The 14,825-nt window shown below is 68.4% G+C and carries 17 protein-coding genes; 6 read left to right on the top strand and 11 right to left on the bottom strand.

Annotated features, from left to right (window positions below):
• Window positions 1-42: 42 nt before the first annotated feature.
• From BJ992_RS03545 to BJ992_RS03535, 3 genes are all read right to left on the bottom strand, one after another.
• Entirely contained in the window at window positions 43-300 is a 258-nt protein-coding gene (locus tag BJ992_RS03545; protein ID WP_184978519.1) for an acyl carrier protein, read from the bottom strand.
• Window positions 297-1,775, bottom strand: a complete 1,479-nt coding sequence (locus BJ992_RS03540; RefSeq protein WP_184978518.1) for an AMP-binding protein — start codon at window positions 1,773-1,775, stop codon at window positions 297-299. The genes BJ992_RS03545 and BJ992_RS03540 overlap by 4 nt, the downstream gene beginning before the upstream one ends.
• A 455-nt stretch (window positions 1,776-2,230) precedes the next feature.
• The gene (locus BJ992_RS03535; protein WP_184978517.1) at window positions 2,231-2,677 is read right to left on the bottom strand and encodes a MarR family winged helix-turn-helix transcriptional regulator; all 447 of its coding nucleotides are present in this window, start codon (window positions 2,675-2,677) and stop codon (window positions 2,231-2,233) included.
• A 104-nt stretch (window positions 2,678-2,781) separates the two neighbouring features.
• Here BJ992_RS03535 and BJ992_RS03530 point away from each other — a divergent pair, with 104 nt between their 5' ends.
• The 5 genes from BJ992_RS03530 (at window position 2,782) to BJ992_RS03510 (ending at window position 5,031) form a co-directional block, all read left to right on the top strand.
• Window positions 2,782-2,967 (top strand): hypothetical protein, encoded by a 186-nt coding sequence (locus BJ992_RS03530; protein ID WP_184978516.1) that lies wholly within the window; start codon window positions 2,782-2,784, stop codon window positions 2,965-2,967.
• A 69-nt stretch (window positions 2,968-3,036) separates the two neighbouring features.
• Window positions 3,037-3,519, top strand: coding sequence for a nucleoside deaminase (locus BJ992_RS03525; protein ID WP_184978515.1), 483 nt, complete (start codon window positions 3,037-3,039; stop codon window positions 3,517-3,519).
• Between the two features lie 2 nt (window positions 3,520-3,521).
• Window positions 3,522-4,178 carry a DsbA family oxidoreductase gene (locus BJ992_RS03520; RefSeq protein WP_343072481.1) on the top strand — a complete coding sequence of 219 codons (657 nt, stop codon included), beginning with the start codon at window positions 3,522-3,524 and terminating at the stop codon, window positions 4,176-4,178.
• Window positions 4,179-4,257: 79 nt separating this feature from the next.
• Window positions 4,258-4,578 (top strand): DMT family transporter, encoded by a 321-nt coding sequence (locus BJ992_RS03515; protein ID WP_184978514.1) that lies wholly within the window; start codon window positions 4,258-4,260, stop codon window positions 4,576-4,578.
• Window positions 4,579-4,623: 45 nt separating this feature from the next.
• Window positions 4,624-5,031, top strand: a complete 408-nt coding sequence (locus tag BJ992_RS03510; RefSeq protein WP_184978513.1) for a DMT family transporter — start codon at window positions 4,624-4,626, stop codon at window positions 5,029-5,031.
• Between the two features lie 154 nt (window positions 5,032-5,185).
• On the opposite strand, the gene BJ992_RS03505 is transcribed toward BJ992_RS03510, so the two are convergent.
• Window positions 5,186-6,049: a LysR family transcriptional regulator gene (locus tag BJ992_RS03505; RefSeq protein ID WP_184978512.1), complete on the bottom strand. Its 864-nt coding sequence runs from the start codon at window positions 6,047-6,049 to the stop codon at window positions 5,186-5,188.
• 92 nt (window positions 6,050-6,141) lie between these two features.
• On the opposite strand from BJ992_RS03505, the gene BJ992_RS03500 reads away from it, so the two are divergent.
• Window positions 6,142-6,879: an SDR family oxidoreductase gene (locus BJ992_RS03500; protein ID WP_184978511.1), complete on the top strand. Its 738-nt coding sequence runs from the start codon at window positions 6,142-6,144 to the stop codon at window positions 6,877-6,879.
• 27 nt (window positions 6,880-6,906) lie between these two features.
• Here the strand turns inward: BJ992_RS03500 and BJ992_RS03495 are convergent, their stop codons facing one another.
• The 7 genes from BJ992_RS03495 to BJ992_RS03465 form a co-directional block, all read right to left on the bottom strand.
• A complete protein-coding gene (locus BJ992_RS03495; RefSeq protein ID WP_184978510.1) occupies window positions 6,907-8,745 on the bottom strand; it encodes a condensation domain-containing protein in 1,839 nt (612 codons plus the stop codon).
• 135 nt (window positions 8,746-8,880) lie between these two features.
• Window positions 8,881-9,285: a type II toxin-antitoxin system VapC family toxin gene (locus BJ992_RS03490; protein WP_184978509.1), complete on the bottom strand. Its 405-nt coding sequence runs from the start codon at window positions 9,283-9,285 to the stop codon at window positions 8,881-8,883.
• A gap of 23 nt (window positions 9,286-9,308) precedes the next feature.
• Window positions 9,309-10,520 (bottom strand): fumarylacetoacetate hydrolase family protein, encoded by a 1,212-nt coding sequence (locus tag BJ992_RS03485; RefSeq protein ID WP_184978508.1) that lies wholly within the window; start codon window positions 10,518-10,520, stop codon window positions 9,309-9,311.
• Window positions 10,517-11,698, bottom strand: a complete 1,182-nt coding sequence (locus BJ992_RS03480; protein ID WP_184978507.1) for a mandelate racemase/muconate lactonizing enzyme family protein — start codon at window positions 11,696-11,698, stop codon at window positions 10,517-10,519. The genes BJ992_RS03485 and BJ992_RS03480 overlap by 4 nt, the downstream gene beginning before the upstream one ends.
• Window positions 11,699-11,708: 10 nt before the next feature.
• Window positions 11,709-12,539, bottom strand: a complete 831-nt coding sequence (locus BJ992_RS03475) for a carbohydrate ABC transporter permease (RefSeq protein ID WP_184978506.1) — start codon at window positions 12,537-12,539, stop codon at window positions 11,709-11,711.
• Window positions 12,539-13,483, bottom strand: a complete 945-nt coding sequence (locus BJ992_RS03470) for a carbohydrate ABC transporter permease (RefSeq protein ID WP_184978505.1) — start codon at window positions 13,481-13,483, stop codon at window positions 12,539-12,541. The genes BJ992_RS03475 and BJ992_RS03470 overlap by 1 nt, the downstream gene beginning before the upstream one ends.
• Window positions 13,484-13,547: 64 nt before the next feature.
• On the bottom strand, window positions 13,548-14,819 hold the full coding sequence (locus BJ992_RS03465; RefSeq protein WP_184978504.1) for an ABC transporter substrate-binding protein: 1,272 nt from the start codon (window positions 14,817-14,819) through the stop codon (window positions 13,548-13,550).
• Window positions 14,820-14,825 lie beyond the last annotated feature (6 nt).

Below are 14,825 nucleotides of genomic sequence, written 5' to 3'. Positions count from 1 at the left end.
AGGGAGTGTCTTCCGGTCGTCAACGGAAACCCGGGGGGTGGCTCAGGCGGCGGCCTTCGTCGCGTTCTCGACGAACGCCGAAATGGCGCCGATGCTGCGGAAGCTGTCCGGAGTCAAAGGAATGTCGTCGGCCGGGATGGCGTAGGTCCTGGAAAGGTGCGCGACGACCCGGACCACCCCGAGACTGTCGACGACGCCGTTGTCGATGAGATCGAAGTCGGCGGTCAGGTCCGCCGTGTCCTCCCCGTCGAGGAACTCGGTGACGATATAGCCGCGAATTTCGTCGGCCAAGGAGTTCATGCGCGATTCTCCTTCTCTCGTGCGGCCTTGATGCGGTTGCGGTCGGGTTTTCCAGTGGATGTGCGCGGCAACGGGGTGTCACCCACGTGCACGGAGGACGGGATGGCATGGCGAGGCAGGCGCTCGGCACTGTGCGAGCGCAGTCGCAGCGAGGTGAGCGAGGTACCGGGCCGACGGGTCACCTGCGCGTGCAGCCGGTAGCCGGCCTCAGGGTCGGGGATCGCCACGACGGCCGCCTCGGCGACATCGGGGTGAGCCGCCAGGACGTTCTCGACCTCCTGCACGTTGGTCCGCACCCCGCGGACCTTGACCTGGAAGTCGGTACGGCCCCGCAGCCAGTACAGGCCATCGGTGTCCCGGGTGACGAGGTCGCCGGTGCGGTAGAAGATTTCGTCGCCGCCGTCGGGGGCAGGCACGAACACTCCTTCGTTGAGAGAGCGTTCGAGGTACCCCGAGGTCTGGAACGGCGTGCTCACGAGAAGTTCACCCGTGCCTGGACCGTCAAGGACCTTGCCCTCGGCGTCCAGCAGCAGGGCCCGCACCCCCGGCAGCGGCCGGCCGATGGGGGTCTGCTCACCGGCCTTCGCAGGGTCGGCGTCGTAGATGAAGCTGTCGTTGGTCTCGGTGCATCCGAAGACGTTGTGGAAGGAGGCGCCGGGGAAGGCCGTGCCGAGCCGCCGCAGCAGTGTCCGCGGCAGCACGTCACCGGTGAAGATCACCGTGCGGACCGCAGGATGGACCGCACCGTCCTCGGTGAGCAGCCGGTGCAGCATGGGGACGCCTTGGACGAAGGTGATCTCGTGCCGGATGACCAGGTCCCGCAGATGACGTGCGTCCACGCTGTATTCCGCCTCGACGAGAACGGCTCGGGCTCCCAGCCGCAGAGAAGTCCACACGTCGAGCAGGGAGAGGTCGAAGTTCAGGGGTGCGTGACTCAGCAGTGTGTCCTTCTCGGTGAGGCGGAACCGGTCGATCGCCCAGTCGGCGAACCGGTCGAAGGCGTCACCCGAGACAGGCACGATCTTCGGGGTACCGGTGGTACCGGAGGTGGTGAGCAGCAGTGGTGTGGTGGCGGGGTCCACGGTGTCGAAGTCTTGTGCCGCCTGCTCGTCCGGCACGACCGGGGTGATGTCCAGGGCCCCCTGGTCATCGATGGTCAGCATCTGGGAGCACCGAGCTTGCGCGGCGAGCGCCGCACGAGCGGTGGAACCCAGTTCGGGTGATGGCGCGAGGACCGCGTAGCCGGCCCGGAACGCACCGAGGATCAAGGCGATCGTCGCAGGCGTCTTGTGCGCGGGTACGTACAGCGGCTGCCTCCGGTCGAACCCGGAGTTGTGCAGGATGCCGGATAATTTCTCGGCGTCGCCGGCTAATCGGCGGTATGTCACCTGCTGGTCGCCACTGACCAGGGCCACCTGATCGGGCCGGTCTCTGGTGTGTGCGGCCAGCGCCTCCAAAAGGCGTGGTGATGGCACGGTTTCTCCTTCCTCCATCGGTCATGAAAGAAGTGATCGTGGCGGAGTCACACGACGCTCGGAGTCGTGCCAAGGCACTTCCGATGTCGGCCGCCACATGCTCGGTCACCGGCATCGCGCCTCTGTGATCGAGCCGTGCATAACTGTATCCAGAATCAATGCATAGTCAAGCATCTACTTTTCACAAATCGCAGATCCCCAGGTACATGAACGTGCAAGTTGATACCGACCGGCTCGATCGAAGTCGCAGCGGTCGCACGGCCGGACGTTCGCCACGGCCCCGAGAAGGTGTTCACACACCGTAAGGACGAGGTCACGCGAAAGGACGCGTCACGCGGAGCCAAGTGTTCACTCGGACGTGGCCGAAGTGCGCAAACACCGAAAGCCGTCCCCGTGGGACGGCTTTCGGCAGGCGGTTCGTTTCCAGGTGGCCCGGAGAGGGGGAAAGACGCCGCTCAGAGGGCTCCGCGCAGCGCCTGCACCGTGCCGGCGAGCTCCGGGGTGGCGCCGGCGGTGTTGAGCGCGGCACTGAGGACCTCGGAGTACGTACCACGCGCGTCGGCGTAGCATCGCTTGCCGGCATCGGTGATGACGGCGTAGACGCCGCGCTTGTCGTCGGGACACAGATCACGGAAGGCGAAGCCGGCCGAGAAGAGCCGGCCGACCAGCCGCGTCACCGAGCTCTGCCCGAGCCCGACCTTGTCGGCGAGATCCTGCATGCGCAACTCGCCGTCCTCGACCTGGATGAGGCACTCCAGGGCCCGGAATTCGGAGAGGCCTATTCCGTGCCTTCGCTGCAAGGCATGGGTGAGCTGACGTTCGACATGTGCGTGCAGGGCCAGGACCCTACCCCACACGGCCTGGTCGGATGAGGTGGTCGGCGCATGGGGGATCGTGGTCATGAAGCAGCTCCATCTGTGCGGTGCTATGGCATCAATATACATGCTCATGCAAGATTTGGCCTACCTGCTTGACTCGCTCGCCGACATGTGTCATGAGTATGAACATGCACGTACAAGCAATCAGTCTGCGTGTCGCAGCCGCGAGCGACGTGTACGCGTCCACGGCGACGCCGTGGCGGCTGAGCATGAGCGTCGGTGTTCGTCACCCCGTCTCGACCGGCCCCGGCGACGGCACGGTCACATCCGGCTCGACCGTTCTCCAGGAGGAGAACACCCTCCCTCCTGGCTGAGCTTGTCGGCCCCGAGCTTCGGCGGCTCTGTCCGGTGGAGCCGGACAGCGATCTGAGAGAGAAGTGAGGATGTTCCATCCCGAGAGCCAAGACAGCGAGCTGACCGAATACGTCCGTGAGGCGGTACGGATCAGCCGCGAGCACGTCTCCAAGGGCGGCATACCGTTCTCCGGTGTGGTGGTCCGGGACGGTCGTATCCTCGGCATCGGCTTCAACCGGGTACGCGAGGACAACGATCCCACCGCGCACGCCGAGGTGGTCGCATTGCGCCAGGCCACCGCCGAGCACGGCGCGCATGCCACCGCCGGGGCCACGCTGATCGCCTCTGGTGAGCCCTGCGCTCTGTGCTACATGGTCGCGCTGTACTTCGGCGTCAGCCACATCGTCCACGCGGCCGACCGCACGACGGCCGCTCGGTACGGCTTCGACTACTCGGGGTCGTACTCGATCTTCGCCGAGGACCCGGCGACCTGGCCGATCAAGGTCAGCTCGCTGCCGGTCCCGGAGGCGACCAAGCCGTTCGAGGATTTCCTCGCCAAGAACCGGAGGTGAACGTGACCGAGACGGAGAACAGCAGAGTCGGCATCAAAGTGTGGTCGGACTATGTCTGTCCGTTCTGCATGCTCGCCGAGGGCCCACTGCACGAAGCCACCTACGACCTCGACGTCGACATCGAGTGGATGCCGTTCGAGTTGCGGCCTCACCCGACTCCGACCTTGCGGCCGGAGGACGAGTACCTGCCGGCGATCTGGGAACGCGCGGTCTATCCCATGGCCCGCCGGATGGGGGTGGACATCACCTTGCCCACCATCTCGCCGCAGCCCTACACACGGCTGGCGTTCGAGGGCTACCAGTACGCCGCCGAGCACGGCAAGGCCGCAGAATACACCCCGCGTGTGCTGCGGGCCTTCTTCCAGGAGAACCGGGATATCGGTCAACTGGACGTCCTCGCCGACATCGCCGCGGAACTGGGCCTCGACGCGGCCGGGTTCACCGATGCGCTGGCTGCCGGGACCTACACGAAAGCACATCAGGAGGCGCTGCGGATCGCCAAGGCGCACCGCATCTCCGCCGTTCCCACGATCATCATCGGCGAGCGCCACCGCCTGGAAGGTGTCCCCACCGCGGCCCAGATCCGCACGGCTGTGCTCGACGCTCAGGCCGAGCCGGCGGTCACCCGAGGCGCCACCTGCGGCATCGCCGGGTGCTGACACGACCCGGCGTCCGACCGTGCGAATTCCATGACGAGCCGACCACGCAACCGGCCTCCATCGAACGAAAGGACTGACCATGCAGTGGCTCTACCTTGCCGTCGCGACCGTCTTCGAGATCACCGTCGCCATCGCGGCCGGTAAGGCCGAAGGCTTCAAGAACCGCAAGTGGACCATCGCGACCCTCGTCAGTGGCGCCATCGCGACCTACTTCCTCAGTCAGGCGCTGCTGACCTTCGACGTCGGCGTCGGCTACGCCATCTGGACGTCCGTCGCCGGTGTCGGCATCACCCTGCTCGGTGTGCTCCTGTTCGGCCAGCGCCTGAACTGGCGGAAGGCACTGGGCATCGTCGTCATCATCGCCGGGGTCGTCGGCCTCCAGCTCAGTGGTGTCGCCTAGAACCCCGCGAGCCCTTGACCGACCCGCACGAAAGGAATCACACACATGTCCGACAACGGCCGCTCATCAGCGAACTCCTGGCTCATGCTCCTTCTCGCCGGGGGATTCGAGGTCGGCTACGCACTCTCCGTCGGTGGCAGCCAGGGCTTCACTCGCCTGGAGTGGTCACTGGTCGCTGTCGTGTTCTTCCTGCTGACCCTCTGGGCACTGAGCGTCGCGCTGCGCACCATCGATGTCGGTATCGGCTATGCCGTCTGGGCAGGCATCGGCGCGGCCGGCGCGGCGCTGCTCGGTCCCGTCTTCTTCGACGAGACCCTCACCCCTGTCAAGGCCCTGTGGTTGGGCCTCATCATCGCCGGAGTGGTCTGGCTCAAGCTCGCCGACAGACCTGCGAACACCGAAAAGCCCGCGGCCGAGCGGCACGACGCCGAGAGGATCGTCGCCGCACGGTAGAGCCACAGTGCGGAACCGCGAGAAAGGCTCGGTCCCGGTGCCGGCGATTCGCACCGGGACCGAGCCGATCACCAACGGGCTCGGAGCCGCCGGACGGTGGGACCGAGACCTCGCCGAGCATCTCCTGGGTGCCGGTTTCCGCCAGGGCCGAGGATCACAGCCGTGTGGCCGTGCGGATCAGTGCGGCGAGTTCGATGGAGCGGCTGTGCGCGGGCCAGGTGATGTGGGTGACGACGGGGGGTGCGTCGGTCAGCGGGACGGCGGTGTGCTCGGCCCACAGCCAGGCGCGAGCGGACTCGGGGAAGACGGCCATGGTGCGTCCGAGAGCGATCAGCTGAGCCAGTTGCGTCTGGTCGTGGATCTCGGGCCCCGGGCCGGGTGGGTACGTGCCGTCGCGGGACCATCGAGCGAGTGGAAGATCGGGGACGTCGGCGATGTCGGCCAGGGTCAGTGTCCTGCGCGCGGCGAGGGGATGCGCGGCAGGCAGGATGGCGATCTGCCCCTCGGTCAGCAGTTCCTCGCTGTCGAAGCCGGTGAGGGAGTTGAACGGCGTGTGCATGAGCGCCACGTCGGCACGGCCGTCGCGCAGCATGTCTCCCTGCTCACACGTGCCGCTCGGCAGTACGTCGACCTCGGCGGCGCCGGGCTCGGCGGCGTAGGCGTCGAGAAGCTTCTGCAGGAGTTCATGGGACGCGCCGGCCTTCACGGCCAGCACCAGGCGGCCGCGGGGGCCGTCCGGACCGTCGGCGCCGGCGGCACGACGGGTACGGCGAGCGGCGGCGGTGGTGGCGGCCAGGGCCGCGCGGCCCTCGTGCAGCAGCACCTCTCCGGCGCCGGTCAGCGCGACACCTCGGCGGTTACGTTCCAGCAGGCGGACACCGAGGCGCCGCTCAAGCTGCTGGATCGCTCTGGACAGCGGCGGCTGAGCCATGCCGAGACGCTCGGCGGCACGGCCGAAGTGCAGTTCCTCCGCGACGGCGATGAAGTACCGCAGTTCGCGGGTCTCCAAGGTGTCCATGGCCACAACGTACCGGGTGATATCCGGCGGGTATGACAGGGAACTCCATCGGTGTTGGCTGCCTCGCTCGTCCGCGAGCGACCATCGACGGCATGAACGACACGAGGATCGCGCTGGTGACCGGCGCGAACAAGGGAATCGGCTACGAGATCGCGGCCGGTCTCGGCACCCTCGGGTACCGCGTGGTGGTGGGAGCCCGCGACGAGGCCCGGCGTGAGGCCGCCGTCGAGAAGCTGCGCGCGACCGGGGTGGACGCGTTCGGGGTGCCGTTGGACGTGACCGGCGACCAGAGCGTCACCGAAGCCGCGGAACTGATCGGACGGCGCGTCGGACGCCTGGACGTCCTGGTCAACAACGCCGGCATCTCAGGAGAGACAGGGCCGGGGTGGGTGCAGGACCCGGCCACGCTCGACCTCGACGTGGTGCGCGCGGTCGTGGAGACCAACGTCATCGGTGTCATCCGGGTGACCAACGCGATGCTGCCGCTGCTGCGGCGCTCGACGTCGCCACGCATCGTCAACATGTCCAGTTCTGTCGCCTCACTGACCCGGCAGGCGGACCCGGACATCGAGATCGGCCCCGTCATGGCGGCCTACGCGCCGTCGAAGTCCTTCCTCAACGCCGTCACCGTGCAGTACGCACGGCGGTTCGCCGGCACGAACATCTTGATCAACGCCGCCTGTCCTGGCCTGGTCGCGACCGACTTCACCGGCTTCCACGGACCGCGCACCCCTGAGCAAGGCGCGGCCATCGCGATCCGCCTCGCCACGCTGCCTGACGGCGGCCCGACCGGTTCCTTCTTCGAGGACGACGGCGTCATCCCCTGGTGACCCCGGCTCCTGTCGCCGAGGCGTCGTTCATGACGTAGGAGTCAGGGCCGGGGAGCGGGAGGTGCGGCCGGTGCCTTCTTCGAGCACTCGTGAGACGGTCCAGGAGGCGCGGCCGGGGGCCGGGTGGGGTGGGTCGGCGCAGCGGACGTACCAGTCGGGTGCGCGGACGTCGGTGCGTTCGTCGAGGGAGGCGGTGAGCTGGTGGTGCAGGTCCATGATGGAGCGGTCGGGGGCCACGGCGTAGGCGATCATGCGGTGGCCGCCTGAGCGGTCCACCTCGGTGTACAGGTCCGCAGGGGACGTGCCGACGACCGTCCGCCACAGGTCCCGGGTCGCGGCCAGGTCGGCGTGGCCGTCGCGGCACCGCACCCAGCCGGGGCCGCGGTCGGGGGGACGGATGCCGGTCACCTCGCTCAGGCGGCCGGCGGGGATGTCGCGGGAGGCGCCGGCGACCAGCAGTCTCTCCATGCCGCGCAGGATCTCGTCGATGGAGTGCACCGGCGTGTACGCGGTGTCGGCGAGGAGGCTGACGGCGCCGTGGACGCTCGTGTCGAGGACCATCAGCAAGATCTTGAGGTCGATCTGTATGCGGCTCTCCCCGGGGGTGAACACCGTCCGGGTCATGAGTTCCCGCAGGTCCGCCACCCCGTCGTCCTGCGGTGCGTACGGGTCGTCACGCAGGATGTTGAGGTAGGTGGCGACGTCGATGTGGCGGCCGATGGCGAGTTCCGCCGCTCGCCGCTCCACCCAGGCGGCCTTCTGGTCCCACTGGCAGTTCAACTGGGCCGACATGCTCGCCGAGACCGCCTCAAGGACGATCTGGTCGAACGACAGGCCGGTGAAGTCGAACGCGCACGGCACCGGCACGGTGAGGTTGCCGGCGTGGGTGCGCAGCGGTTCGTCGGTGCGGTTGCCGCAGAGGACCTGAATCATGGTGTTGGTACGGCCCGAGCGCTGACCGAGCACGACCGCCGCCGCGGCGAACAGCACCGTCTGCTTGGACATGCGCAACCGCCGGGCCAGCCGGGCCGCTCCTCGCATGGCGGCTTCCGACCGCATGATCCGTTCGATGTAGCGGGGGGTCTCCGGCTCTCGCCGCGGCAGGTCGAACATCGTCGGCGGGGCCGACCGGAACACCTTCCGTATGTACGCCATGGCGCGTTCGTTCTCGATCTGTCCCGCCGGCGACAGCTCGTGGATCGCCAGGTCGGCGGGCTGCCAGGCCGGCACCGGGTCCGGCGCGCCGCCTTCGAGCAACCGCATCAGCTCCTGCGCGACCACCGCGATCCCGTCGCTGTCGAGGCACAGGTGGCTGAAGGCGGCGGCCAGGAACATCGGCCGGCCCTCCGACAGGACCACCGCGAGCCGTATCGGCCATTCGCCTCCGGCGGCGATCGGGGGCTCGGGCCCGTCGCGGACGGCGCGCGCGTGCGCCGCGAACTGCGGTTCCCTCAGCCGGGGGACGACCTGCTCGAGGAACTCCAGGATCTGCTCCTGCGACGTCAGCTCCGGCGGGATCTCGTACAGCTCGACCGGGACCTCTCCTTCGGCCGACACCACCTGGTCGAGCCGGTCGCCACAAGCCGGGTAGTACGTCGTCCGCGCCGGGTCGTAGGTGGGGAGGTAGGCCGTCCGCAGCGTCTCGTAGCGGCGCAGTACCTCGCGGACGGCGTCCAGCGTCGCACGCAGGTCGCGGCCCTGCGGTATCGGCAGGACCTCGCACAGGTTGAAGAACCGGTCGTGTTCGCCGGTGTAGCGGATGGCCCGCCACATGTTCCACTGACCGCGCGTGGCCGGGGTGACCCGTGCCGTGAGCCCACGCAGTCGTAGTACCAGGGACGCGACCGGCCGCGCAGACTCACTCATCGTCGTACCGTCCTTCGACCGCCCCGGCCGGGTGCCACACGCGTGCGCCGCGTGGTCGCCGGGTCGCCATTCGTTACGCCATGGTCGGTCGCCGGGACGGTCCGCGGCACCTACCCGATTCCGGGGACAGGAGAGTTACGGCTCCCGCAGAACCTCGGTCAGGGACGCGGTCGTGACCAGCTTGCTCGCCGCCGCCGCGAGCTCGGTGTCGAACGTGACCAGTGCGTCCGCGTGGAGACGGGTCAGTGCGACGTACTCGGCCTGGTAGGTGTCCGGCCAGCCCAGCGTGTGGGCCACGTCCCAGGCCGTGGACTGGAGCACCCGGTCACCCAGCAGGCGGACACGCAGCGCGCGGATGCCGTCGAGGACCTTCTTCGCCGTACGCCTGTCGATCTCGCCGCGGCCCACCGAGCCGTACAGGATCGAAAGGGCCTGGGATCGAAGCAGGGCCGGCGCGAGCAGCGCGTGACCCGCCGGGATCACGGAACCGTCGGTCGCGAGCCGGATGGCCACCGGAGCGTCGATGACGAATCGTGTCATGCGAGCACCCTTCCACAGGTCGCCTACAGCAGTCCTCTGCGCATGAGGTTTCCCATGAGGTCACGGACGCCGAAGTCCCAGGGCTCGCAGTCCTCGGCGTGCTGGACGCGGTTGACCAGGGTGCCGAGCGCGGGGGAACTGATCCGCACGATGTCGCCGGCCTTGTGGGTGAAGCCCTCGCCGGGGTGGTCGCGGTCCTGGATGGGGGCGAACATCGTGCCGAGCATCAGGACGGCGCCGTCGGGGTACTGGTGGTGGGGGCCGATCAGTTGCCGTACCAGCGCCTCGGGGTCGCGCGACATCCGGGCCATCTCCGAGACGGCCTCCAGGCGGAAGCCGTCCACGCCGTCGATCTCCAGGCACACCGAGAGGCCGCGGACCCGTTCCAGGTCGAAGCGGTCGTCGAAGAGCCGGATGAGGGGGCCGAGCGCGCAGGAGGCGTTGTTGTCCTTGGCCTTCGGCAGCAGGAGCGCGGACCGGCCCTCGACGTCCCTGAGGTTGACGTCGTTGCCGAGGGTGGCCCCGACGACACGGCCGCTCGACTGGACGATGAGCGCCACCTCGGGCTCGGGGTTGTTCCAGGTGGAGGCCGCGAGCACGCCGACGGGTGCCGCGGTGCCGACGGCGGACAGGATCTGGCCCTTGGTGAAGATCTCGGCGTCCGGGCCGATGCCGACCTCCAGGTACTGGCTCCAGGCGCCTTCCGCCACCAGCAGGTTCTTCAGCCGTGCCGCCTCCTCCGAGCCCGGGGACAGGTCGTGCAGGTCGGCGCCGACGCCGGCGAGCATGCGGCGGCGGATCTCCGCCGCGAGCGCCATGTCGCCGCCGGCCTGCTCCTCGATGACGCGCTCGATCATCGAGACGGCGAACGTCACCCCGGCGGCCTTGAGCGCCTGCAGGTCGACCGGCGCGAGCAGCCAGGGCCGGGTGAGGTCCCGGTCCGCGGCGCCGGTGTTGGCGAGCACGTCCCTGAAGCGGCCGACGCGCCGGCCGTCGAGCCCCGCGACCACGGCGGCCGGGTCCGGCAGTTCGCAGATGTCGCGGACCGTGGGGAAGTCGGCGCTGATGTCGAAGACCTTCCCGTCGCGTACGACGACGGGTGACGGTCCTCCGGCGACGGGATCCCAGATCCGGCCGATCAGGACGCCGTGCGCGGCGTCGTCGGGCAGCGCGTCGGCGGCCGTCCCGAACCAGCCGGCTTCGGCGGCGAGGTCCTCGGACGGTGGCTGGATCATTTGCCGTCTCCCAGGTTGAAGAAGGACCGCTCGTCCGGAGGACGGATGTCGTAGACGGCGTCGCGGAACATCCGCATGGGATGGGGGGTGAAGGGGTGCCGTGCGATCGCGTCGAGATCGAGCTCGATGCCGAGGCCGGTGCCTTCGGGGACGAGGATGTCGCCGTCCTCGGTCAGCACGAGGCGCTCGTTCGTGATCTCCGGACGCCACGGGACGTCGGTCGCCATGATCTCCAGGTACCGGAAGTTGGGGAGGACCGCGCCGAGCTGCAGCGTCGCCGCGGTGCTCAGCGGGCCGCTCGGGTTGTGCGGCGCGAAACCGACGTAACCGGTCGCGGCGAGCGTCGATATGAAGGCCAGCTCGGCGATGCCGCCGGCGTGCGTCACGTCCGGTTGGACGAAGTCGACGGCCTGCCTGGCGATGGCCGGCGCGAAACCCTGCCGGCCGAACCAGCGCTCACCCGCGGCGATCGGGACCGGCGACGCGCGGCGGATGTCGACGAGTGCGTCGAGGTTGTCCGGCGGACAGGGTTCCTCGAACCACACCGGGTCGAACTGCGCGATCTCGCGCGCGATCTTGATGGCGTGGTTGACGTCGAACCGGCCGTGGCCCTCGACGAACAGCTCGACGTCGCGTCCGACGGCCGAGCGTACGGCGTCGATCTGCGCGAGCACGCGGTCCATCTGCCGTGTGGTGATCGTGAGGTCGTAGTTCTCGAAGGGGTCCCACTTCAGGCCGCGGAAGCCGCTGTCGACGGTCCTGCGCGCGGCGGCGGCGTAGTCCTCGGGGGTGACGGCGCCGGAGAACCAGCCGTTGGCGTACGCGCGGACCCGGTCGCGGGTGGCGCCGCCGAGCAGCCGGGAGACCGGCACGCCGAGCTCGCGCGCCGAGATGTCCCACAGGGCCATCTCCAGCGAGCTCAGCGCCGTCATGACGACCGGGCCGCCACGCCAGTACCAGTCCCTCGCCAGCTCGTACAAAATGCCGGAGATGCGGGTGGGGTCCATCCCGATCACGGCTTCCGCCACGTCGGCGAGCGCGCCTTGAACGGCGCGTTCCTTGCCTTCCAGCGTCGCCTCACCGAGGCCGGTGATCCCTTCGTCCGTCGAGACGCGGACGATCACCAGGTTGGTGCGGTAGAAGTCGACCACGAAGGTGTCGACCGAGGTGATCTTCATGTTTTCCGGCTCAGCCCTTCACCGCGCCGGCGGTCATGCCGGCCACCACATGTTTCTGCGCGAACAGGTAGAAGACCACGGCGGGGAACGTGAACATGAACGCGACCGCCATGACCGTCTGGATCGGGGTGCCGAGCTCGCCGATGAAGTTCGCGATGCCGACCGACGCCGGCTGCATTCCCGGAGTGAAGATGAACGTCACGGCGAACACGTACTCGTTCCAGGCGTGGAAGAACGCGATGACCGCGGTGGCGGCCAGCGACGGAGCGATCAGCGGCACGTTGATGCGGGTCAGCACGGTGAGCGGCCGTGCTCCGTCGACCCGCGCCGACTCCTCGAGCTCGCGCGGCAGGCCGTCGATCGCCCCCTTGAGGATGAGCGCCACGATCGGCAGCACGAACGCCGAGTTGACCAGGATGAGGCCGGTGAGGGAGTCGAGCAGGTCGAACCGCCGGAACAGCGAGAACAGCGGCACGACCATCAGGGCCTCGGGGAGCATCTGCGTGAACAGCAGCACGACGGTCACGACGACCTTGCCGCGGAACGAGAACCGCGACAACGCGTAGCCGAGCGGGATGCCGAGGCCGATCGACAGGACGGTCGTGCCGGCGGCGATCACCAGGCTGTTGCGCAGCCACGTCGTCGCCTTGCCTTCGGCCAGCGCGTCGATGAAGACCCCGAACTGCGAGAAGTCGGGGAGGAGCCGTGCTTTCTGGCCGAACAGCTCCGCGTTGTTCGTCAACGCGGTGACGAACATCCAGTACAGCGGGAAGACCGCGACGCCGAGCACGACGAGGACGGTGAGGATCCGCAGGGTCAGACCGATGCGGGGCGGTCTCATCAGCGGGCCCCCTTCTCGACGGCGCGGGCGACGAACCTGCTGCCGACGATGACGATGAGTGAGATGACGACGCCGACCATGCCGATGGCCGCCGCCGAGCCGAGTTGCTTGGAGTCGAACGCCTGCGAGTAGAGGTCGATGACCAGCGTCTCGGTCGCGCCGACCGGTCCTCCCTTCGTCATGAGCCAGATGAGCTCGAAGCGCCGGAGCGACCAGATGGTCATGAGGAGGGCCAGCAGTCCGATGGTCGGCTTGATGACCTGCCAGGTGACGGCGCGGAACGTCCACCATCGGCCGGCGCCGTCCACCGTCGCGGCCTCGGTGAGGTGCTGGGGCACCGACTGCAGCGCGGACAGCAGCACCACCGAGGTGAACGGGAACAGTTGCCAGATTGTGGTGGCGAGCACCGCGGGGAGCGCGTACCGCGGGCTGTCGAGGATCGCGCCACCGGGTACGCCGAGGCCCACCGTTTCGAGGAACCGGTTCACGATGCCGTAGTCGGGGTTGAACATCCAGATCGCGATCAGCGCGACCGCGATGCCGGGTGCGGCCCATGGGATCGTCACCAGGGCACGGGCCCACCCCCGGCCGCGGAAGCCCTTGTTGAGGAGCAGGGCGATCGCGAGGCCGGATCCCACGGCGCCGACGACGCAGACGATGACGTACACGAAGGTGATGAGCAGCGTGTGGCGGAAGCCCTCGTCACCGAAGATCCGGGTGTAGTTGTCGAGCCCCACCCAGGTGCTGCGCGTGGGGTTCAGCAGCGAGGTCCGCGTGAAGCTCAGGTAGATCTCCTGGGCCAGCGGAACGACCTGGAACACCACGATGAAGAGGGCCGCGGGGGCCAGGAAGAAATAGGGGGTCCATTTGCTCCCCAGCGGGCTGCCTCGACGCCGGGTCGCGGGTCGGGGGTCTGCGGTCTGCCGCTGTTCCAGCAGGGTCATCGCGTGGGTCCTTCAGAGATAGGACGCCGCCGGCGGGAGAGTTCTCGCCGGCGGCGTCGTCCGGTCAACCGACGACGTCCGTCGCCTGCTGCTGCGCGCGGTCCATCGCGGCCTTCAGGTCGGTCGTACCCTGGAGTGCCGCGATGACGTTCTGCACCACGACCTTGCGGATGTCCGGTGTCTTGGCCTCGAAGCCCTGGACGACGTGCGGCAGGCTCGTCTCGGTGAGCTCGTCGAACACCGTGAGGAACGGCGTCTTGTCGAGTTGCTCGGGGCTTCTCGTGGTGGTCGTCGCCACGCTGCTGGCGCCGAGGATCTCCTGGAGCTTCACCTGGTTGTCCGGCTCAAGGGCCCACTTGATGAACGTGGCCGCCGCCTCCTTGGCCGGGCTGGCCTCGTTGATGACGATGGGGGCGAGGATCGTGCCCTGCTTGCGCACGGGGAACGGGATGGGGGCGACGCTGAAGTTCAGGTCGGCGTTCTGACCGCGGGTGGCCGTCACGTAGCCGCCGTTGTTCAGCTCCATGCCGACCTTGCCCTCGGCGAACATGCGGCGGAACGTGGCCGCGTCCGCGCCGCGCGGGATCACCTTGGCGTCGTACAGGTCCTTGTACGCCTGCAGGCCCTTGAGGTTCTCCGGCGAGTTGATCGTCAGCTTCTGGCCGTCGGACCACGCGCCGCCGAAGCCGTAGACGTAGTTGAAGATGTCCTGCCAGACACCGGCCTCCTCGGCCTCGGTCTGCCGGAACGCCAGGCCGTAGGTGTCGCCCTTGGTCAGCTTCTTGGCGGTTTCGACGAACTCCTCGTAGGTCTTCGGGGGGGTCTTGATCAGGTCGGCGTTGTAGAACATCGCGTAGTTCGACGCCTCGAAGATGATGCCGTGACGCGTGCCGTCGTGGACCATGAACTGGTCCGGCTGCTTGAGCAGGTCGTACTTGCTCACGTCCACCAGGTCGTCGAGCGGTGCGATGAGGCCGGCGTCGGAGGCCGCCGCGAACTCCGGCATGTCGAAACGGATGAGGTCGGGCCCCTGACCGCTGCCCATCTGGGTCAGGATGGTCTGGCCGAATGTCGGGTAGGGCACCGCCGCCGGGGCGACCTGGATGGCGGTCTGGCTGCTGTTGAACTCCTCCAGCCACTTGGTGAGCGACGGGCCGCGGCCGGGGTCGCCGAGGGTCGAGGCGGCGAACGTCAGCTTCGTGACGCCGCCTCCTGAACTGCCGGCCGAAGCGCCTTCGGGTTCACTGTCGGAGCCGCAGCCGGTCAAGAGGGCGGCGGCCATACACGTGGCGCCGACCGCCGCGACCATGCTGCGGCGTACGCGATGCAGCCTCATTTTTTA

The organism is Sphaerisporangium rubeum (assembly GCF_014207705.1).
In the GTDB taxonomy this organism is placed as follows: Bacteria; Actinomycetota; Actinomycetes; order Streptosporangiales; family Streptosporangiaceae; genus Sphaerisporangium; species Sphaerisporangium rubeum.
This window is presented reverse-complemented; position numbering and strand designations above follow the sequence as displayed.

Coding starts and splice junctions, on each gene's coding strand:
- BJ992_RS03545 (WP_184978519.1), bottom strand. CDS start 300: ATGAACTCCTTGGCCGACGAAATTCGCGGCTATATCGTCACCGAGTTC.
- BJ992_RS03535 (WP_184978517.1), bottom strand. CDS start 2,677: ATGACCACGATCCCCCATGCGCCGACCACCTCATCCGACCAGGCCGTG.
- BJ992_RS03530 (WP_184978516.1), top strand. CDS start 2,782: ATGCACGTACAAGCAATCAGTCTGCGTGTCGCAGCCGCGAGCGACGTG.
- BJ992_RS03525 (WP_184978515.1), top strand. CDS start 3,037: ATGTTCCATCCCGAGAGCCAAGACAGCGAGCTGACCGAATACGTCCGT.
- BJ992_RS03515 (WP_184978514.1), top strand. CDS start 4,258: ATGCAGTGGCTCTACCTTGCCGTCGCGACCGTCTTCGAGATCACCGTC.
- BJ992_RS03510 (WP_184978513.1), top strand. CDS start 4,624: ATGTCCGACAACGGCCGCTCATCAGCGAACTCCTGGCTCATGCTCCTT.
- BJ992_RS03505 (WP_184978512.1), bottom strand. CDS start 6,049: ATGGACACCTTGGAGACCCGCGAACTGCGGTACTTCATCGCCGTCGCG.
- BJ992_RS03500 (WP_184978511.1), top strand. CDS start 6,142: ATGAACGACACGAGGATCGCGCTGGTGACCGGCGCGAACAAGGGAATC.
- BJ992_RS03495 (WP_184978510.1), bottom strand. CDS start 8,745: ATGAGTGAGTCTGCGCGGCCGGTCGCGTCCCTGGTACTACGACTGCGT.
- BJ992_RS03490 (WP_184978509.1), bottom strand. CDS start 9,285: ATGACACGATTCGTCATCGACGCTCCGGTGGCCATCCGGCTCGCGACC.
- BJ992_RS03485 (WP_184978508.1), bottom strand. CDS start 10,520: ATGATCCAGCCACCGTCCGAGGACCTCGCCGCCGAAGCCGGCTGGTTC.
- BJ992_RS03480 (WP_184978507.1), bottom strand. CDS start 11,698: ATGAAGATCACCTCGGTCGACACCTTCGTGGTCGACTTCTACCGCACC.
- BJ992_RS03475 (WP_184978506.1), bottom strand. CDS start 12,539: ATGAGACCGCCCCGCATCGGTCTGACCCTGCGGATCCTCACCGTCCTC.
- BJ992_RS03470 (WP_184978505.1), bottom strand. CDS start 13,483: ATGACCCTGCTGGAACAGCGGCAGACCGCAGACCCCCGACCCGCGACC.
- BJ992_RS03465 (WP_184978504.1), bottom strand. CDS start 14,819: ATGAGGCTGCATCGCGTACGCCGCAGCATGGTCGCGGCGGTCGGCGCC.